The sequence below is a fragment of the Rhizobium leguminosarum genome (assembly GCF_002953715.1).
GTDB classification, from domain to species: domain Bacteria; phylum Pseudomonadota; class Alphaproteobacteria; order Rhizobiales; family Rhizobiaceae; genus Rhizobium; species Rhizobium leguminosarum_V.
The window spans coordinates 174,927-194,748 of the sequence record NZ_CP025017.1 but is presented as its reverse complement, the minus strand read 5'-3'; the positions used below and the strand labels follow the sequence as shown (position 1 = coordinate 194,748).

18 protein-coding genes are annotated in these 19,822 nt (G+C 61.5%); 4 read left to right on the top strand and 14 right to left on the bottom strand.

Features of this window, described 5'->3' with window-relative positions:
• Positions 1-5: 5 nt before the first annotated feature.
• The 10 genes from CUJ84_RS37380 to CUJ84_RS37335 form a co-directional block, all read right to left on the bottom strand.
• Positions 6-755 (bottom strand): ABC transporter ATP-binding protein, encoded by a 750-nt coding sequence (locus CUJ84_RS37380; RefSeq protein WP_105010439.1) that lies wholly within the window; start codon positions 753-755, stop codon positions 6-8.
• Positions 731-1,648 carry an ABC transporter permease gene (locus CUJ84_RS37375; protein ID WP_105010438.1) on the bottom strand — a complete coding sequence of 306 codons (918 nt, stop codon included), beginning with the start codon at positions 1,646-1,648 and terminating at the stop codon, positions 731-733. The genes CUJ84_RS37380 and CUJ84_RS37375 overlap by 25 nt, the downstream gene beginning before the upstream one ends.
• A gap of 34 nt (positions 1,649-1,682) precedes the next feature.
• On the bottom strand, positions 1,683-2,708 hold the full coding sequence (locus CUJ84_RS37370; RefSeq protein ID WP_105010437.1) for an ABC transporter substrate-binding protein: 1,026 nt from the start codon (positions 2,706-2,708) through the stop codon (positions 1,683-1,685).
• A 328-nt stretch (positions 2,709-3,036) separates the two neighbouring features.
• Positions 3,037-3,375: a hypothetical protein gene (locus CUJ84_RS37365; RefSeq protein WP_105010436.1), complete on the bottom strand. Its 339-nt coding sequence runs from the start codon at positions 3,373-3,375 to the stop codon at positions 3,037-3,039.
• A 95-nt stretch (positions 3,376-3,470) separates the two neighbouring features.
• Positions 3,471-4,568: an ABC transporter substrate-binding protein gene (locus CUJ84_RS37360; RefSeq protein ID WP_029873594.1), complete on the bottom strand. Its 1,098-nt coding sequence runs from the start codon at positions 4,566-4,568 to the stop codon at positions 3,471-3,473.
• A 52-nt stretch (positions 4,569-4,620) separates the two neighbouring features.
• Positions 4,621-5,661 carry an ABC transporter permease gene (locus CUJ84_RS37355; RefSeq protein WP_029873595.1) on the bottom strand — a complete coding sequence of 347 codons (1,041 nt, stop codon included), beginning with the start codon at positions 5,659-5,661 and terminating at the stop codon, positions 4,621-4,623.
• Between the two features lie 18 nt (positions 5,662-5,679).
• Entirely contained in the window at positions 5,680-7,176 is a 1,497-nt protein-coding gene (locus CUJ84_RS37350) for a sugar ABC transporter ATP-binding protein (RefSeq protein ID WP_105010435.1), read from the bottom strand.
• 107 nt (positions 7,177-7,283) lie between these two features.
• Positions 7,284-8,177, bottom strand: a complete 894-nt coding sequence (locus CUJ84_RS37345) for an NAD(P)-dependent oxidoreductase (protein ID WP_105010434.1) — start codon at positions 8,175-8,177, stop codon at positions 7,284-7,286.
• On the bottom strand, positions 8,167-8,724 hold the full coding sequence (locus tag CUJ84_RS37340) for a gluconokinase (RefSeq protein WP_105010433.1): 558 nt from the start codon (positions 8,722-8,724) through the stop codon (positions 8,167-8,169). The genes CUJ84_RS37345 and CUJ84_RS37340 overlap by 11 nt, the downstream gene beginning before the upstream one ends.
• 13 nt (positions 8,725-8,737) lie before the next feature.
• Positions 8,738-9,502: an SDR family oxidoreductase gene (locus tag CUJ84_RS37335; protein WP_012760673.1), complete on the bottom strand. Its 765-nt coding sequence runs from the start codon at positions 9,500-9,502 to the stop codon at positions 8,738-8,740.
• A gap of 135 nt (positions 9,503-9,637) precedes the next feature.
• Between CUJ84_RS37335 and CUJ84_RS37330 the strand changes: the two genes are divergently transcribed.
• Together CUJ84_RS37330 and CUJ84_RS37325 are read left to right on the top strand one after the other, a co-directional pair.
• Positions 9,638-10,579 (top strand): 2-hydroxyacid dehydrogenase, encoded by a 942-nt coding sequence (locus tag CUJ84_RS37330; protein ID WP_105010432.1) that lies wholly within the window; start codon positions 9,638-9,640, stop codon positions 10,577-10,579.
• A 10-nt stretch (positions 10,580-10,589) separates the two neighbouring features.
• Positions 10,590-11,621 (top strand): L-idonate 5-dehydrogenase, encoded by a 1,032-nt coding sequence (locus CUJ84_RS37325; protein ID WP_105010431.1) that lies wholly within the window; start codon positions 10,590-10,592, stop codon positions 11,619-11,621.
• A 107-nt stretch (positions 11,622-11,728) separates the two neighbouring features.
• Here the strand turns inward: CUJ84_RS37325 and CUJ84_RS37320 are convergent, their stop codons facing one another.
• Entirely contained in the window at positions 11,729-12,805 is a 1,077-nt protein-coding gene (locus CUJ84_RS37320; RefSeq protein WP_105010430.1) for a LacI family DNA-binding transcriptional regulator, read from the bottom strand.
• Between the two features lie 203 nt (positions 12,806-13,008).
• Here CUJ84_RS37320 and CUJ84_RS37315 point away from each other — a divergent pair, with 203 nt between their 5' ends.
• On the top strand, positions 13,009-13,935 hold the full coding sequence (locus CUJ84_RS37315) for an SMP-30/gluconolactonase/LRE family protein (protein WP_105010429.1): 927 nt from the start codon (positions 13,009-13,011) through the stop codon (positions 13,933-13,935).
• Between the two features lie 64 nt (positions 13,936-13,999).
• On the opposite strand, the gene CUJ84_RS37310 is transcribed toward CUJ84_RS37315, so the two are convergent.
• Together CUJ84_RS37310 and CUJ84_RS37305 are read right to left on the bottom strand one after the other, a co-directional pair.
• Entirely contained in the window at positions 14,000-16,120 is a 2,121-nt protein-coding gene (locus tag CUJ84_RS37310; RefSeq protein WP_105010428.1) for a vWA domain-containing protein, read from the bottom strand.
• Positions 16,117-16,641: an RNA polymerase sigma factor gene (locus tag CUJ84_RS37305; protein WP_105010427.1), complete on the bottom strand. Its 525-nt coding sequence runs from the start codon at positions 16,639-16,641 to the stop codon at positions 16,117-16,119. The genes CUJ84_RS37310 and CUJ84_RS37305 overlap by 4 nt, the downstream gene beginning before the upstream one ends.
• Positions 16,642-16,866: 225 nt before the next feature.
• On the opposite strand from CUJ84_RS37305, the gene CUJ84_RS37300 reads away from it, so the two are divergent.
• Positions 16,867-17,778 (top strand): alpha/beta hydrolase, encoded by a 912-nt coding sequence (locus tag CUJ84_RS37300; protein WP_105010426.1) that lies wholly within the window; start codon positions 16,867-16,869, stop codon positions 17,776-17,778.
• A 3-nt stretch (positions 17,779-17,781) separates the two neighbouring features.
• Here the strand turns inward: CUJ84_RS37300 and CUJ84_RS37295 are convergent, their stop codons facing one another.
• On the bottom strand, positions 17,782-19,785 hold the full coding sequence (locus CUJ84_RS37295) for a CocE/NonD family hydrolase (RefSeq protein ID WP_105010509.1): 2,004 nt from the start codon (positions 19,783-19,785) through the stop codon (positions 17,782-17,784).
• Positions 19,786-19,822: the final 37 nt, after the last annotated feature.

Here is a 19,822-nt window from a genome sequence, read left to right as displayed (position 1 = left end):
TGATGTCAGGCGGCCTTGCGGCCCGGAAGCTCGACCCCGAGCCGGCTGAGGAGGTGGATTCGGAACTGCGCAAAGCGCGGATCGCCGTGATCCCGCGGCGTCGGCAGATCGATCTTGAGATCCTCGATGAGGCGGCCTTCGTCGAGAACCAGGATGCGGTCGGCCAGCGAAATCGCCTCGTCGACGTCGTGGGTAACGAGCAGCACGGCAGGACAGTGTCTTGCACACAACTCCCGCAGCAGATCGTGCATTTTCAGCCGTGTCAGCGCGTCGAGCGCACCGAACGGCTCATCGGCGAGAAGCAGGGCCGGTTCGCGCACCAGCGAACGGGCAAGAGCGACCCTCTGCTGCTCGCCACCCGAAAGTTGGTTCGGCCATGCCGATTCCCGGCCGGCAAGTCCTACCTCCGCCAAAGCCTTCCGTCCGGCTTCCTGGCCGGAGGCGCCGGTCAAGCCAAGCGTAACGTTCTGGATGACGGTGCGCCAGGGCAGCAGGCGAGCATCCTGGAAAACCACCGAAAGGCTCTCCGGCGTCTCGAGGGTGCCGGTTCCCTCGACACCATGATCGAGACCGGCAAGAGCCCTGAGGAACGTGCTTTTGCCGGAGCCACTGCGGCCAAGCAGGGCAACGAACTCGCCTTCCTCGATATCGAGATCGACGCCGTCGAGGATCGTCTTCGTCGCAAACCGCCGTGCGAGGTTTCGCACGTGGACGGCCTTGCTTGCGGGCTTCAGTTTGCCAGGGTGCGGCGCCATGAGAGGACCCTCCGTTCAAGCAGGCGGACGAGACCGTCCGAAACGAGACCGAGCAGCACATAGACCACCAGGCCGACGAGAATGACGTCGGTCTGCCCGTAATTGCGGGCAAGATCGATCATATAACCGAGGCCGCTGGTGGCGTTGATCTGCTCGACCACGACGAGAGAGACCCAGCAGAGGGTGACGGCAAACCGCAGGCCCAGCAAGAAACCCGGCAGGGCGCCGGGCAGCACCACTTGAAGGATGAAGTCCTTCTGGCTCATCCGCAGGGTCTCGGCCAATTCGACATAACGGCTGTCGATGCTGCGGAGCGCATTGTGGGTGTGGATGTAGATCGGCACGATCACGGCCAGCGCGATGGTCGTGACCTTCATGCTCTCGCCGATGCCGAACCACAGGATCAGCAAGGGGATCAGGGCCAGCGTCGGTATCGCGCGCTTGATCTGGACCGGCCCGTCGATCAGGGCTTCGCCGATCCGGGAAAGGCCGGCGATCACCGCCAGGATCGTGCCGATCAGCAATCCGATGCTAAGACCGAGCAGGGCGCGTGTCGCCGACGTCACGAAATTGTCCTGCAGGCGACCCTGCTCTATCAGCCTTACGAAAGCCTCGACCACCGTCCACGGCGCCGACAGGATACGCGGGTCGATCCATCCGAGCGCAGAACCGACGACCCAGGTCAAGACGAGCAATACCGGCCCGATCTGCAACCCGAAAGGGATCGCGGGTCCGGGACCCAGCCTGCGCCGGGCGCGGGGGCCGGCCAAGCCAGCAGAGCCAGCAAAGCTAGCCGGGACAACCGGCCTTGTCGCGCGTGAACCTGCATGCGCAATTCTACCGCCGGACGACCGCGACAGTTTCGCCTCATCTGCATCCCAAGTGGTTGCCATGCTTCAAATCTCCTCTCCGAAGGGGTGTCGAGCGTTACTGGCTCTTGGCCAAAGCCGCGGCGCCGAGCTTTTCGAAGCGATTGTCGAAAATCTGCTCCACATTGAGGGGCTTGTAGCCGAGCTCGTCTGCCAGCAGGTCGATGGTTTCCTGGTGGCGCTTCTTCACTTCGCTCCAATCGCTGGGAACGACCTGTTCGCCGGTCAGCTTGACGAGATATTCCCCGTCCTCCTGGCTCAACCCCTGCTGACCAACGTAATATTCCTTGATCCAGAGATCCGGGTTCCGGTTCACCCATTCGGTGGCGCGTGCCCATAGACCGACATATTCGGCGAGAGCTGCCGCCTTGGCGGGATCATCGAGAACCCATTGCGGCGCATAAAGATGGCTCGGATCGTCGCGCAGGCCATGCTCGACGAGGGTCGCGCCATCAGGCCCGTATTGGGTGATGTAGCGCCTGATGTAGACGCCGCCGAGCGGTGCGATGTCGACCTGCTTGCTCGCCAATGCCTTCGGATAGACGTCGCTGGTGCTTGGCAGTTCCACCAGGGTGACGTCGCTGCTCTTCAGACCTGCCGCGTGCAGCGCGCGCAGGACGAGCGTGCCCTGGGCCTGGCCCGGGCTGAAAGCGATGCGTTTGCCGCGGAAATCTGCCAGCGTCTTGACGGCCGCGCCCGGTGCGATGCCGAAGCGGTAGATGGGATTGGCAATCGGGTCGCGGCGTTCGCGATAGGCGATGTTGCGGACAGGCAGATTGTTCCAGTTGGCGAAGATCGAAGGGATCTCGGCCACCGATCCGACATCGAGCGCATGGGCGCGGAAAGCTTCCGAAGTCTGCGGCCCGCCGCTGATATTGGCCCATTTGACTTCAAAACTGAGCTCTTTGTCGAGACCGGACACTTCGAGAGCTTTCTGAGTGACCGGATCACCGATCGTCAGCACCGTGCCTGGCGGCACTTTAGAAAGCAGGGGGGCGTCTGCCTGAGCTGCCGCCGGACCGTGGATGGCACTGAGACCAAGCAGACTGAACAACGCAATTTTGAATGTCTTTGCCAATGTCATCGTCGATCTTCCCGTTTCGGATTGTCGTTTGCAGGAGCGATGCACGGTAAGATGGAATATAATCTACTAAATCGATAGACTATTTAGTTTAATGAAAGTGGCGCTGAGGGAAAATTGTCCTCAAAAGTCGGGCAACCGGAACGATCGCATCCGGCGCGTCCGAAGGATGCTCGGCGCGTCCCGACATGAAAAAAGCGCCTGGGACGTTCGTCCGCGGGCGCTTTCCCGGTCTTTGTTCAAACCCTTACTTTTGTTTAAGGCCGGGCAGCGGACCGCAGCGACCGCCCTTCAGACGCCAAGCCGTCGCGGACGTCGGGATCGCCTTATGTCAGGCAATATGCGGTGCATATTCGTTGGCCGCGAATACGTGATGGTGCACCTTGCCGGTAAAGAGCTGCAGGAGTTCGCCGGTGACCTCGCGGCTCTGCGACCGCACATCGGAGAGAAGTGCCGCGTTCACCGCATCCATATCGGGATAACGAATGGCCAAGGCCATAGCATAGATCGGGGCGCCTTCGTCGCGCTCCATTCCATCCAGCACCCGGATTTCCTCGGCGCCCGGAAATTTCGTCCAGAGAGGGACGAGCCGCTGCCGCACGAATTCGCGGAATTCGACTTCTCTGCCGGGATGGATTTCGCCTTCAAACAAAGCATAACGAATGATCATAGGGTCTCTTTTCCAAAACTCGCCGGAGCTGGATCGATGTTGGTGGGCTGTCGTAAGATCAGGGCGTATCGGTCGATACGCCCTGATTGGGAAGGTTATTTGCCCCAGATTTTCTTGTATTGATCGCGATAGCCGTTATCGGGATCGAAGCTGTTCTTCGGTCCGCCGTCGAACTCGACGTTCTGGCTGGTCACCACATGCAGCGGCGACACGTAGCCGGACCATGGAGCTTTCGCAAAGGCGCGGTTCAATTCGTCGACGAGCTGCCAGCCCTGGAGGTTGAGCGGCTCGGCGACCGTGACGGCCTGGAACTGCTTGGCGCGGATACGCTGATAGGCGCTCTCCGAACCGTCGCCGGCTGCGACGTTCACCGGTTTTCCGTCGCCTGCAATGCCGGCCGAGGCGAGCGAAGGTCCCATGAAGTCGTAATAGAGGTCGTTGATCGCCAGCGAATGCGTCCACTTCGCGCCATACTTCTGCAGAAGCGATGTGGTCAGCTGCGGCATGCGCTGAGAGGTTTCGGCAATCGGCGTGTCGACATATTCGAGCACCGTGCCGCCGAGATCCTCGATCTCCTTCTTCATGCGGTCGGCCTTGGCGATCGCGATCGCATAGGTGGAATCGGTGAAGATGATGACGCCCGGCTTGCCGCCGGCATCGGCAAAGGCCCAGTCCGCCGCCGACTTCGACACTTCCATCGCGTCGGTGGTCACGTTTGCGAAGACACCGACTTCGGGAACCGGACCGACGGCCGAGGCGGCGTGCCAGGAAACCATCGGAATGCCGGCAGCCTTGGCTGCTTCCATCGCCGGCTTCTGTTCGACCGCGTCAAAGCCGTTGATGATGATGCCATCCGGCTTCAGCGCCATGGCCTGGCCGAACGCCGCGGTCCGCCCGCCGATCGAGCCGGCGCCGTCAAGCGCCTTCACCGTCCAGCCCAGCGCGCCTGCCGCTTCCTGAACGCCATTGACCACGCCGAGGATGCCGCCGTTCTTCATATCGCCGGCAAGAATGACGATGTTCTTTCCGGCAGCGCCCTTGGGGCCGCTCGTCGGGCCATCCCAGGCGCTCACCTTGGAAGCATACTTTTCGACGACGGCCTTGGCGTCAGCCATCGAATCGGCCAATGCCGGCATGCTGAGCATAACGGCGACGGTTGCGACCGTTGCCTGCAATAATGTTCTGCGCTTCATGTTCACTCCTCCATTTTGTTTGTTGTGAAATGCCGGGGGTAAACCGGCATCCTCATTTGGATGCGGGTGTGATCCTCCTCACAGCTCCGCGCTTGCGCTGGGCGTAGCCTGCTATGCCAATGGCAATCAGCAGGGTGACGCCGTTGAACAGCGGTTCGACGAAGAACGATCCGCCGAATTGCTGAATTCCTGATATTCCGACCGCCAGGATAATGACGCCGATCAAGGTGCCCCAGACGTTCACCCGTCCGGGCTTGATCGTCGTCGATCCGAGGAACGCGCCGACAAGCGCCGGCAGGAGATATTCGAGGCCGACGCTCGCCTGGCCGATGCGCAGCTTCGAGGCGAGCAGGACCCCGGTCAGGGCCGCAAGCAGCCCCGAGGTGACGAAGGCGCCGATCACGAATTTGCGGACCGGAATGCCATTGAGGGCCGCCGCCTTCGGATTGGCGCCGATGGCGTAGAGGTAACGGCCGATCGGCAGGTATTCGAGCACGATCCACATGCAGATGGCGATCAGGAGCACGTAGAAGCCGGTGATCGGCAGGCCGAACAGCATGGTGCCGTTCAGCGCATAGAAACCATCAGGCAGGACGCCGACCACCTGCCGGCCGCCGGTGTGCCAAAGCGCAAGCGCGTATAGAACCGTTCCGGTGCCGAGCGTCGCGATGAAGCTGTCGATCTTCGCAACCTCGACCAGCAGACCGTTGATGCAGCCGGTCAGAACGCCGAGCGCGAGCACGATGACGACCGCGACCGGCCAGGGCAGGCCGTAGGCGGTCTGCAGGCTGATGGCGAGAATGTGCCAGAGCACGATGCCATAGCCGACGGTCAGATCGATGCGACCCGATGCCATCGGGATCATCGCAGCCAACGACAGAAGCGCAATGATGGCCTTGTCGGACACGATCGAGCGGACGTTCAACAGGGTCGGGAAGGTATCGGGCAGAAGGATCGAGAAGATCACGATCAGGCCGACGGTCAGGATCACCAGCCCGTAGACCGGGATCAGGCGTCCGATCTTCTGTCCTGTGGACAGACCTGCCATTTCGCTCTTGGTCGGCTCCAGCGCCGTGGATTCAATGGATTGCATGGCTGTTCTCCCGGTGGCTCAAGCGGCTTCCGATGCGGATGCGGCCGTGATGACCGCCTCCGTTGTCAGAGCGCTTCCAGTCAGTTCGCTGACGATTTTGCCGCGCGAGAAAACCAGCGCGCGGTGGCAGATATGGGCGATTTCCTCGAAGTCGGTCGACACCACGACGACCGCGAGACCGGCCTCGAGCGCCTGGGTGATCAGACGGTAGATCTCCGCACGCGCGCCGATATCGACGCCGGCGGTCGGATCTTCGGCGATCAGCAGCTTGCGGCCGGTCGCCAGCCAGCGGCCGACGACCACTTTCTGCTGATTGCCGCCCGACAGGGCCTCCACAGGCAGATCCGGGTCGTTCGGCCGCAGGCCGACGGAATGGCCGATCTTATGGGCAAGATCGGCTTCGCCGCGCGGCGACAGGAAGGACAAAAGCCCACGCCCGACGGCTCCCGGATTAAGGTAGGTATTTTCCCGAATGGACAGCGAGAGCGCCACGGATTCCTCCGTCCGGTCACGGGCAATCAAGCCGATGCCCGACGCCATTGCCCCTCGTGGGCTGGAAAGGTCGGGGGCCTCGTCATGCAGCAGAACCGAGCCGTTGAAGGGCTCGCAACCGAACAGGGCGCGGCCGATCCGTTCCTGACCGGCGCCACGCAATCCAGCCAGGCCCAGAAGCTCACCCTCGCGGATATCGAACGATATCGGGCCTGTGCCGGCGCAAACGAGATCGCGAACCTCCACGATCGCCTTGCCGGGCGTGATCGCGGTCTTGGAAAAGAGGCTGTCGCCGCTGCGGCCGATGATCATCGTCACCAGTTCCTCGGGGGTGGTCTCGCTGACGGGCTTCTGTCCCACCATGCAGCCGTCGCGCAGAACGGCGACCCGATCGGCAATCCGGAAAATCTCATCGAGCCTGTGGGAAACGTAAATCATGCCGACGCCGCGATCCTTTAAGGGGCGGATCGCATTGAAAAGCCGATCGACTTCATCGGCGGGAAGGCTCGCCGTCGGCTCGTCGAGCACCAGAACGTCGGCTTCGACGGCAAGCGCACGGGCAATGGCGACAAGCGATTTCTCGGTACGCGACAGCGCCGAGACGCGCGTCGTAGGATCAAAGTCGCAGCCGACCAGTTTCAAGGCTTCCTTGGCACGCGCCTGCGTCCTGTTCCAATCGATCAGGCCGCGACGCATCGAGAAGCCCTGCGACAGGCCCATGTTCTCGCCGACCGTCATCCACTCGATCAAACCGAGATCCTGGTGGATGAAGGCAACCGGCTGCCGTTCGTTCGGCTTCGGGGGACGATGATGGTAGCTCTGGCCGCGAAACAGGATGTCGCCGGTATCGGGCTTGTAGATACCCGCAAGCGTCTTGATGAGCGTCGATTTGCCGGCGCCGTTTTCCCCGAGCAGCGCGAGAATTTCGCCCTCGCGCAGATCGATCGAGACGTCACGCAGCGCTTGCGTGCCGCCGAAACTCTTGGTGATCGACTGGAACTCCAGCAGTCTCTTGGCTTCCACTGTGGCTCCTCCCAAAGCTGCGGTTGTCATGGATGTATGTTATCGATAACATTTATGGATGGTCAAGCGGAAAGATGACGATCTCGAATTTCTCGGAGGGATTGACGTCAGTCGGCCTGAAATCCATCGAGAAGGCGCATCATCTCGGCCGAGTCCTTCGGTCCAAGCCCGGCAGCGCAGAGCAGGCGGTGAATCTCGACCACCGAGCCGGTCATCGGCAATGGCGTCTTCGTCTTCAGCGCAAAGGCCTGAAGCGAATCCAGATCCTTCAACATATTGTCGATTCTGCCTGTCGGCGAGAAATCCCGAGCGGCGAATTTCGCCATGAATTCCTGCAATATGCGGCTGTCCGCCCTGCCGCCGGCAAGGGCGGCCGGAATGGCGGCCGGGTCGACGCCGCCTGCTTCAGCGAGCTTGACCGCCTCCGCGACGGCCTGAAACAGCACGGCGCAAAACAATTGATTGATCAGCTTCGTGGTCTGCCCCGCGCCGGATACACCCATCAGCGTGTAATTGGCGGCAAGATGCCGCATCACCACGCGTGCCCGTTCGAAATCCTCAGCACTGCCACCGGCCATAATCGTCAGGCGTCCGCTCAGCGCACCTGGCACGCCGCCGGAAAGCGGGCAATCCACCCATGCCATGCCGGTTTCTCGACGCAGCCGCGTCGCCATGTCGGCCGTGTCAGCCGGGTCGATCGAGGACATATCGATCAGCACCTTGTCGGCATTCGCCGCCGCCGCAACGCCCTTTTCGCCGAAGACGACAGCGCGGACGATGTTTGCGTGATTGAGGCTGAGCACGCAAAACGCCGACCGTGAGACCGCTTCCTCCACGGAGCCGGCCGGACGCGCACCCTTGGCCTGCAAAGCCGCAACTTTTTCGGTATCCAGGTCGAAGACCGATACCTTATGCCCGGTTTCGATCAATCGGGTGACGATCGCCGTTCCCATGATGCCTGCACCGATGACGGCGACATCTGCTCTGTAGTCATCCTGCATGATAATTTCCTCCCTTGACGGCCATGCCGCTCAGTCCCTTGCAAGCCAGTGCCACAATATCATCCAAGGCATTATCGATCGCCACCGTCACAACACCAGCTTCACCGGTCGGCGGCTCCAGCGTCTGCAACTGGCTGTCGAGCAGCGTCGCGGGCATGAAATGGCCCTGACGGGCCTGCATCCGCGACAGCAACAGATCACGGGATCCTTCCAGGAAAACAAAGGCGAGATGCCCGTCCGCCGCCTGCCTCAACCTGTCCCGATAGCTTCTCTTCAGCGCCGAACAGGAAATCACCAGCCCTTGCGATGCTTCTTGCGCGGTCCTTATTTCCTCGCCGATCCGGTCGAGCCAGGGCAGCCGGTCGTCGTCGGTCAGCGGCATGCCCTGCGCCATCTTCTCGACATTGCCAGCGGGGTGGACTTGGTCACCTTCCAGAAACGGCACGCCATTTCGAGCGGCGAGATGCTCTCCAACCGAGGATTTGCCGCAGCCACTGACGCCCATGACAACGACGGCCAGAGGTGGCGCCTTTTTCTCGAAATCCATGGTGTGGTCTCTATCAGAGGCAGGTCGTGATGCCACCGTCGACATAAAGCGTATGCCCGTTGATGAAGGACGAGCCGCGGCCCGACAGGAAAACGGCGGCCCCCACCAGTTCGTCGACATTGCCCCAGCGTCCGGCCGGCGTCCGCTTCTCGAGCCAGGACGAGAACTCGGGATTGTCGACGAGCGCCTGATTGAGCGGCGTCTTGAAATAGCCCGGCGCAATCGCGTTGATCTGCAGGCCGTACTTGGCCCAGTCGGCGCACATGCCGCGGGTCAGATTGCGCACCGCGCCCTTGGTCGCCGTATAGGGAGCAATGCCGGGGCGAGCCAGTTCGCTTTGCACGGAGGCGATGTTGATGATCTTGCCCTGTCCGCGGGCGATCATGGGTTTGGCCGCCGCTTGACCGACATAAAATACGCTCGAAATATTGGTGGTCAGCAGCAGCTCCCATTTGTCCGCCGGGAAATCTTCCAGCGGCGTACGAAACTGCATGCCGGCATTGTTGATCAGGATGTCGAGCGGACCGATATCGGCTTCGATTGCGTCGATACCCGCTTTGGCAGCGTCCTTGCTGGTCACGTCGAAGATCGCCGCATGGGCAGACAGGCCTTGATCCTTCAGGCTCTCGACCGCGCGGTTGACGCTTTCGGGCGTGCGGCCGTTGATGATGACTTGGGCGCCATACTGCGCCAGGCCTTCGGCCAGCGCGTAGCCGATCCCCTGGCTCGAGCCGGTGATCAGGGCACGCCGTCCGGTAAGATCAAACAAGTTCTTCATGCAAATAACTCCTCCGGTTTCGCCGCGGGTGACGGCTTCAACTGCCGCTGACGGTGAAACTCACTTGACATCCCTTTTCCGAATTATATGTTATCGATAACATAATCAACAGTCAAAATGCGGGATGGAAACGGAATGCCTAAGGTAGAAATCTTGATGGCCGGAGCTTATCCGGAATGGGACATGGTGGATCTGGAGGCGAACTACCGCATCCATCGCCTCTGGGAAGCGGCAGACCGGCAGGAGCTGATTTCCAGGGTCGGCAAGGATATCCGCGCCATAGCGACCCGTGGCGAACTCGGAGCCTCCGCAGAGCTGATGGCGCAATTGCCGAAACTGGAAATTGTCTCCTGTTACGGCGTCGGCACCGATGCAATCGACTTGTCCTATGCCCGCGCCAACGGCATTCGCGTCACGAATACCCCCGATGTGCTGACCGAAGATGTCGCCGATATCGCCCTCGGACTGCTGCTTGCCACGGCAAGGCAGATCCCGCAGGCCGATGTTTTGGTCCGCTCCGGCCAGTGGGGCAGCGTCGCCATGCCGCTGGTGACGCGCGTCTCGGGCAAGAAGGTGGGGATCGCCGGCATGGGGCGGATCGGCAAGGCAATCGCCAAGAGGGCTGCCGCTTTCGGCTGCGACATCTCCTATTTCGCTCGCCATGATCACCAGGATGTTGCCTACACCTACGAGCCCGACCTGATCGCGCTTGCCGCTTGGGCCGATTTTCTGATCGTCATCGTCCCCGGTGGGGAGGCGACCATGAAGATCATCAACGCTGAGGTGCTTGAAGCACTCGGTCCGAACGGCATCTTGATCAATGTCTCGCGCGGAACGACGGTAGACGAAGAGGCGCTGATCGCAGCCCTTCAAAACCGCACTATTCAGGCTGCGGGCCTTGATGTCTTCCTGAACGAACCGAGGATCGATGCACGTTTCCTGACGCTTCAAAACGTCGTGTTGCAGCCTCATCACGGCTCTGGCACTGTCGAGACCCGCAAGGCCATGGGCCAACTGGTCAGAGACAATCTCGCTGCGCATTTTGCAGGTAGCCCGCTTCCAACTCCCGTCGTGTGAGGGTCCCGATATGAAAGCCATCGTCATTCATGCCGCCAAGGATCTGAGGATCGAAGAGCGCGAGCCGGAGGTTGCCGGTGCCGGGCAGGTGGAGATTGCCATCGAAGCCGGCGGCATCTGCGGTTCCGACTTGCATTATTACAATCACGGCGGTTTCGGCACCGTTCGCCTGCGCGAACCGATGATCCTTGGCCATGAGATCGCCGGAACGATCAAGGCACTGGGCTCCGGCGTCGCCGATCTTGCCGTTGGAGACCGTGTCGCGGTTTCTCCGAGCCGGCCGTGCAACCATTGCCAATATTGCCTGAAGGGACAGCAAAACCATTGCCTCAACATGCGGTTTTACGGCAGCGCCATGCCGATGCCGCACATTCAGGGTGGCTTTCGCCAACGGCTGGTGGCGGAGCGTTGGCAGTGCCACAAGGTCGCGGACGGCATTTCCATTCACGAGGCTGCCTTTGCCGAACCCTTTGCGGTGACGCTGCATGCGGCAAACCGCGCCGGATCGCTGCTCGGCAAACGCGTGCTGGTCACCGGTTGCGGCCCCATTGGGATGTTGGCGATCGTTGCGGCGCGCGTCCTCGGCGCCCGTGAGATCGTCGCGACCGACGTGACCGACAGCGTTCTGGCGATTGCCCGCACCAGCGGCGCCGACCGAACGATCAATGTTGCCACGCATGCTTCCGACCTTGCAGCTTACAGCGCTGACAAGGGATACTTCGATGTCATGTTCGAGGCGTCGGGCAATGAGAAAGCCGTGCGCGCCGGCCTGGAGACGCTCAAGCCTCGCGCTGTTCTCGTGCAGCTCGGCCTTGGCGGCGATGTTTCCATTCCGCAGAACATGATCGTTGCGAAGGAAATCGAGATGCGCGGGACATTCCGTTTTCACGAGGAATTTGCGCTCGCCGTCGAACTGATCAATGCGCGTCGCGTCGATCTGAAGCCGCTGCTGACGGGTGTTTTCGGGATCGAAGAGGCCGTCGCCGCCTTTGAATTGGCGGGCGACCGCAGCAAGTCCATGAAAGTCCAGATCGCCTTTTGACCGACTGCGTAGTTCTTTAAATCGGAATCGATGTAAGGCTAAAATTGTATATTAATTCAAAGTGTTACAGCGCCACGCATCTGAAAGGACGCGCGGCGCTGTGGTATTCAGGCGGTCGGCGCGCCGTTGCGATCCGTGCTTTCGCGCAAGACAACCTTATAACCGGTCAATGTGATCTCATCGCCAGTCGCCTCGCCACTTTGCAGGGCATGCAGCAGACGGGCGGCCGCCTGGCGACCAATGCCATAACAATCGACATTGATGGTGGTGATGCGCGGATGACAGATGGACGAGATCTCGTAATCGCCGAAACCGGCAATGGCGATGTCCCGCGGAACCTTCATTCCCCGACGCGTGCATTCCATGATGGCGCCAAAGGCGGAAAGGTCGGAGACGCAGAGAACCACTTCCGTGTCCGGCCAGCGCTCCAGCAGACTGACGATTGCCTGGCCACCCTGTTCCATCGTGATAGGCGGGACGCCGAAGGAAATCATCCGTCCCGGTCCGAGGCCGAGTTCTTCGACAGTTTTCTGGAAACCACTGCGCCGCTGGCTGCCGCGCGTATCGCGCGCCGTCGTTCCGCCGATATAGCCGAACTTCCGATATCCCTGGCCGGCAAGTGTCCGCACCAGCAAGGCCATCGCCTCGCTGTTGGAAAAGCCGACGACCTGATTGATCGGATCTTCCGGAAGTTCCCAGGTCTCGACAACGGGAATGCCGGCTTTTGCGAGCATGCGCCGCGCGCGCGCCGTGTGCGAACCACCGGTCAGGATGATGCCTTCAGGGCGGCGGCGCAGCATCGCCTCGATCAGTTCTTCCTCTTTCTCCGCCGAATAGTCGGTATAGCCGAGAAGGAGTTGAAGGCCGGTATTCTGCAGCGCATCGGTAATGCCCCGCGCGGTGTCGGAAAAATTCGAATTGTTGATCGAGGGCACCAGGGCGGCGATGAAGCCGCTCCGCCGCGACGAAAGACTGCCGGCCGACAGATCGAGCACATAGCCGAGCGCATCGACGGCTTCCATGATACGCTTCCGGGTCTCCTCGGAAACGCTCGCATCCTGGCGAAAGGCACGCGAAACGGTCATGGCAGATACGCCGACATATTTGGCGACCTCCGCCATCGTCAGCTTTTGAGCGTCTCCCGGCTTGAGACGCTTGTCTTTCGGCTCATCCTCGTTTTTCACTGGTCTCCGCTTTCACAAAGCTTCCGAGTTGGGCAATTCAACACACGATAAAGTTATCGCTATCATCGCACAATCGATTTTATTGCAGGGATGTACCATTCCGAAGTCGAAAAACCAAGATTCTCGGCGTATGAATGCCTGTACGACGGCCTCAAAACACGACTATATGATATCGATAACAATTGATGATACGGAGGAGCATCATGTTCGGGCAAATTGACGGTACAGGGTTTGAGGTTCTCGACTCGCGCTTTGAAAGCTGCTTCGTGGGTCACGCTCGCGTCGAGCGGCTTTGGACGGGTGGGCGCTGGCTGGAGGGGCCGGCCTGGTTTGCCGCCGGGCGGTATCTGGTTTTCTCGGATATCCCCAACAACCGGATGATGCGTTACGACGATACCAGCGGGCATACATCGGTATTCCGCGCACCCAGCAACAACTCGAACGGCAACACTGTCGATAATCAGGGACGGCTCATCACCTGCGAGCATCTGACGCGCCGTGTCACACGAACCGAATTCGACGGCACGATCACCGTTCTGACCGATCGAATTGCAGGCAAGCGGCTCAATTCTCCAAATGACGTCACCGTCAAGTCCGATGGAACCGTCTGGTTTACCGACCCGAGCTACGGCATCCTCCACGACTACGAGGGCGACTACGGCGAGGCGGAAATCGGCGGATGCCATGTCTACCGGCATGATCCGGCAACAGGCACGACCGATCAGGTGACGTCCGATTTCGTCAAGCCGAACGGACTGGCCTTTTCCCCGGATGAGACGCTGCTCTACGTTGCCGACACGGGGGCAACGCATCTGCCCGGCGGTCCGCGTCATATCAGAAAGCTCGCAGTCTCGAATGAGGGGAGGCTGACCGATCTCGGCGTTTTCGCGGAATGTACCGCAGGTCTGTTCGATGGTTTTCGTGTGGACCGGAAAGGCAGGATATGGACGAGCGCCGGCGACGGTGTGCACGCCTATGATCCGGATGGTACTTTGATCGGCAAGATCCATATTCCTGAGGGCGTCTCCAACGTTGCTTTCGGCGGCGAGAAACTGAACCGTCTCTTCATCACTGCAAGCACGTCTCTCTACGCTGTTTATCTCACCGCCAACGGATCGAGACCGGGATGATCATTCAGCAGAGGCCGCCCTTTTGGGACGGCCTCTTGTTTGGTACAGTTTTGTGCCTCTTGCCTCATCGTTGACTGAGGCCGTCCGCCAGCCGAACCAGACCGAGGAAATCCGACCTGTAACCGAAGGCATCCGCCCCTCGCGATGTGGCAGCGAGATCGGCGATCGCCTGATAGGAATAGGCGTCGACGGCTGCCACATGGCTGAGTTTCTGGCCAAAGGCTGCGACGGCTACCGAGAAGCGGACATCCTGCGGCGCGGCATCGACGGTGGCGACCGCGTTGCCCTCGCTGACAGGCGTGGTGATGAGGGCGCTCTTGTCCTCGCCCAGCCGCTTGTAGCGCATCTTGACGAAGGCAAGCTCGCCTTGTTGGGCGCTGTCGGAGGCCTCGGCCGGCACCTGATCCGCTGCGCCGTACCGCAGGTCGTCATTCATCACCGCGGGACTTCCCTTGGGCGTAATTTCGTAAATCGCCGTGACGCTATGGCCGGAGCCGATATCGCCGGCATCGACACGGTCATTGTTGAAATCCTCGCGCTTCAGCGCCCGCGTCTCGTAACCGATCAGCCGGTATTCGGCGATCCGTTCCGGGTTGAACTCGACCTGGAATTTGACGTCGCTGGCGATCGGAAACAGCGTCGATCCGGCCTCTTCGACCAGCGTCTTCTGCGCCTCGGCCAAGGTGTCGATATAGGCGGCGCTGCCATTGCCGTTCTGGGCGAGCGTCTGCATCAGGGAATCGTTGAGATTGCCCCGTCCGAAACCGAGAACGGTGAGGAAGATGCCGTCCTTGCGCCTTTCCTCGATGATGCGCTTCAAATCCTCGTCGCTCGACGGGCCGACATTGAAGTCGCCGTCCGTCGCCAGCATCACCCGGTTGACGCCGTCCTTGACGAAGCCCTGCTTGGCAAGATCGTAGGCCGCCTCGATGCCTTCGGCGCCGCCGGTCGAGCCGCCGGGCTCCAGCCTGTCGATCGCCGACAGGATCTTCGATTTCTCCGCCACGCGTGTCGGCGCCAGAACGGTGCCGGCATTGCCGGCATAAGTGACGATCGAGACGGTATCGTCGGGTTTCAGCTTGTTGACCAGCAGCCGAAAGGCGCTCTTCAGCAGCGGCAGTTTGTCCGGCTCGTCCATCGAGCCCGACACGTCGATCAGGAAGACCAGATTGGCATGCGGCGTAGTCGCCGGCGCGATGTCATAGCCCTTGATCGCCACATGCATCAATTCCGTGTCGTGGTTCCAGGGCGTCGGTATCACCGTCACAGTCGCCTTGAAAGGCTGGTCGGCCTTATCAGGACCCGGCCAATCATAGGGAAAATAATTGATCATCTCCTCGACGCGAACCGATTGCGGATCGGGCATTGCCCCGCCCGTCAAAGAGCGGCGAACGAAGGAATAGGACGCGCTGTCGACGTCGGCGGAGAAGGTCGAAACCGGATCCGTCGCGACGCTCTTGATCGGATTTGCAGCGGCACTGGCAAACCGCTCGCGACTGGGATCGAGCTGCATCTGGACGCGCGCCTCCGCAGGTGGCGCAGGCGAGGGGGCGATGGCGGCCATCGGTTCGGTCAACTGCTGCTGGGGGACGATGCCGGGAGCGGCCGGCGCAGCGCGTTTGGCCGCCCCGAGTGCCGCGGCAGAACCCTCCGGCTTGTTCGTGAGGGCGGCGCTGGCATCGAATTCGGATGTCTGCGACGCATCGGGTTTCGCGAGGGCCGGTGCCTCCTTGTCCTGCAGCGCTTGCGCGACAGCAACAGATTGCTCAGCCAGGCTGTCGTTCCCGGCCGGTATTTGCGGCGAGACCGCAACCGGCTGACCGGCGGTTGCAGCCGGTTGTTTCGACGCCTCACTTTTCGAAAGATTGCCGGCGATCTCAGTCTGGTCGACGATCGGCAATCCGTTGCGGGTCAGCTCGATCGCGAGATAACCGGCGGCGGGAATGACGAGCAGCGTCGCAAGGGCTGAACCGGCGAGGAATTTCTTGTTCATGGCAGGGCTCCATATCCAGTTGATGATGGAGCTTTGACGCCCGCCTTTTGCATTTCCTTGGGGCGCCGGCGCATTATTTTCCGCGGTGTCGAAGGCCTGCATCGCGGCAGTAAGCGCCTGCGCGCGGGCCTCCGGCGTCGATGCCGGCGGTGTCAGGCGGGAGAGCTTTTCGAGTTCCTTGTCCACGGTCATACCTCTTCCTTGCCGAGCACGGCCTTCAGCCTCTTGCGCGCCTCATGGACCTGCCAGGACACGGTCGCCTCCGAGCAGCCCATGATATCAGCGGCCGCCGAATGGCTGAGACCTTCGCCGTAAACGAGCAGCACGGCGTCGCATTGCCTTTCCGGCAAGGCGCGCACGGCTGCCCATAATTCGCTCGATAGCTCGTCGTCACTTCCGGCCGGCGCATCGGGCTGCGGTTCGGCGGCGTAGGCGCGGAATGTCTGCTCCTCTCGTGCAAGCTTGCGTCTATGGTCGCGGGCGGCGTTGAGCGTCAGCGTATAGAGCCATGTCCTGAAGCGGCTGGCGCCGCGAAAGCTGCGGATCGCCGCGCCGAGCTTGACGCAGACCTCCTGGGCGATGTCGTCGGCATCCGTGGAACTGCCAGACCACCGCCACGCCGTCGCATGGACGAAATCATAATGGCGCGAGACCAGTTGCCCAAAGGCCTCCCGGTCACCGCCCTGCGCTCGTTCTATGAGCTCCGCGTCCAATTCCGCACCTACCCCATGCTACCAAGCAAGATGCTATTTCCAGATTGAGACGTTTCTCGGATGGCTTTCCTTGGGTCGATGGCGAAAAAATTATCGGGAATTTTGAGTTGGCGCGACATTCACGGGTCGCGACCAGACAGGTCGTCCCCGTAACGAAGGCGCATGATGAGGACAAAGTCGGCCAGGGACATGATCTGTCATGTCCCAAATCGCGAAAGGACCTCCATGTCCGCTCAACCGCCTGCCCCCACTGAAAGGGGCATCCTGCAGTTTCTGGCGATTTGCGATTCCTTCTATCCGCCAGACGCCGTTCGAGCATCGATCGAACAGCAGCGACATTGGTACGACGCTCTTTGCGCGCGCTTTGACCGCCCGCTGCCCCCGGAGATGATCTTTGCGGACGGCATGCTTCAGCGCATACCGATCCGGCGCTACCGTCCGCGGAAAATTAGCACGCGCACCATTCTGCTCTATCTTCATGGCGGCGGCTTCGTTGTCGGTTCGCTCGAGAGCCATCATGCCATCTGCGCCGAGATTGCCGATTTTGCCGGCGCGGAACTCGTTTCGGTCGATTACCGGCTGGCCCCTGAATATCGCTGGCCGGCGCAGACGGATGACGGCTTTACCGTGTTGAAGCATCTGCTTTCCGCCAACAGCAAGGTCGTGCTCATCGGCGACAGCGCCGGGGCCAATCTTGCGGCGGGCCTTGCATTGCGGGCGCGCGACGAAGGTCTGTCCGGCGTCGTCGGCCAAGTCCTGATCTATCCGGCGCTGGGCGGTGACCTTGCCGCAGGCTCTTACGTCGAAATGGCCGCGGCGCCGGGCCTGACGACGGCGGATGTCGCCTATTACCGCGAGATCCTGCAGGCACCGGCAGGCAATGAGATCGCCGAGCCGCTGCATGCAGCTTCACTTGCCGGACTGCCGCCGGCCTTCATCACGGTCGCGCATTTCGATCCGCTTCGGGACGAGGGCCGGCACTATGCCGCCCGGCTCACCGCGGAGGGCGTCGACGTCTGGTTCCGGGAGGAGCCGCAGATGGTGCATGCCTGGCTGCGCGCCCGTCACATGAGCGATGGCGCACGCGACGGCTTCCGCGCCGTCTGCGAAGCCATAAAGCGTTTTGTGGCGGCCTGACGATCACATCAGGTCGCGCGCGATCCGTTTTTCCGCGAAGACCTTTTCGAAGATCTGCACGTCGTCCTCGAAAGCGGTGACGACAGCGCTGATGATCCAGTCGCTCCGGGTGCAGGCAATGCGCGCGGTCGCCACCGTGCGGATGAACCAGCCGGGGCGGCGCATGTCGCAGGTCCAGGTCGATGCCCCGGTCATCGACAGCGGATTATCGGGTGAAATCGACCAGACCTCCTCCCGCAATTGCCGGGTCGAGAGACCTGTCTCAGGGTGTTCGGCGAGCCCGGTATCCTCGTGGATGTGATACTCCGTCCGGTTGGCCGAGAGGTCGCGGACGACCTGCCGCTTCGTCGCGGCCGCCGCATGCTCGATGTATTTCGGCAGCGGATCGGGATTGGCCGGTTCCTTGATGTCGATCCGCTGGTGCTCGCCGAGCATCGGCAGTCCCAGGCCGAGTGCCGCGATATCGACCTCGATGCCTTCGTCATCAGGCGGCGGCAGGATCATCGGCCAATATGCGGTAGAAAGCGAAAGGCGGATGCGATGCCCCTTGCGGAAGCGATAACCGCAGGCATCGAGCACGAGCCGGATCGACACCTTCTCGCCTGGTGTCAGCGGCTTGGGATCTGCATTGCCGTCCCGGTGAGTGAGATTGACGACGCCGAAGGCGACACGTGTTGCCGTGCCATCCGGATGGGCATCGATGAGCCGGGCGCAGAGATTTCCGCCCGCCGCCCGAGAGCGCAGCGCAAGCGTGAGCACGGGCCGGCCGAGATAGTCGTAATCGCCAGCAAGCGGCATCGTATCGAAGACCAGCGAGCCGGCATCGTCCGAGCGCTGATCGATCGCCATTTCGGCGTCGGGCTTCAGCGTGAAATATTCACCGGATGCCGTCCCGGTGTCGAGCGGAGAGCGGAGATAGACGGAATGTTCGGGCGCGTGCGGGATCGGCATGCCTTCCGTCAGCTTGCCGAACTGCTCGACATAGAAGCACTGCATCTGTGGCGGCGACCAGACGTCCTTGGCGACCCAGAAGCCCGGATCGCTGTCACGTCGCGGGGCAGGGCGGACGGCATCGAGAATATAGGCGCGAGCCTGCGGCAAGCCGTCGATGCCGTTATCCTCGCCCCGTAGCCATTTGTTCCACCAGGCGATCGCCTCGCCATGAAAATCGGTGCGCGGCTTCGGCCAGGCGAAGTGCGGATATTTGTGGACCCAGGGGCCGATCAGCGCCTTGGCCTTGTCGCCCAGGCCTTCGACCGCCATCAACGGCGTGTTGCGGTAGCCGTCGGCCCAGCCGGCAATCACCAGCGTCGGGATCTCCACGCTCGAAAAATCCTCTGAGATCGAGCCATGACGCCAGAAGTCATCGCGCCGCTGATGGGCCAGCCACTCCTCCATGAAGAAGGGTTCGCCTGCCAGGCGTTCCAGCCACATTTCCTTCCAGCGTTCGCCGATGAGTGCGGGGTCGGGCGGGCGCGACTGGTAACCGAGCATCGTTGCGGCCCATGAGAGCTGGGCGGAGAGATGGCAGCCGTTCTTGTAGTGGATGTCGTCATTGTAGCGGTCGACGGTCGAGGCGATCGATATGACGGCCTTCAGCGCCGGCGGGCGCAATGCTGCGACCTGCAGGCTGTTGAAGCCGCCCCAGGAGATGCCCATCATGCCAACCGCGCCGTTCGACCATGGCTGCGCGGCAATCCAGGCGATCAGCTCGCAGGCATTGGCAAGCTCGCATTCGGTATATTCGCCGTCGATGACGCCGTCGGATTCTCCGGATCCGCGGATGTCGACGCGCACGCCGGCAATGCCTGCGGCCGCGAATACCGGGTAGGTCGACTCATCCCTGAGGCTGGTTCCATCCCGCTTGCGATAGGGCAGGAATTCGAAGACGGCGGGAACGGGATCTTTCTCCGCACCATCCGGCATCCAGATGCGCGCGGCAAGCCGCGTCCCATCCTTCAGTATAATCCATTCATTCTCGATGGTGGTGAAGCCGCGCGAGGTCATGCTCATTCCTTGATGCATATTCCATGAGACGAGGGTT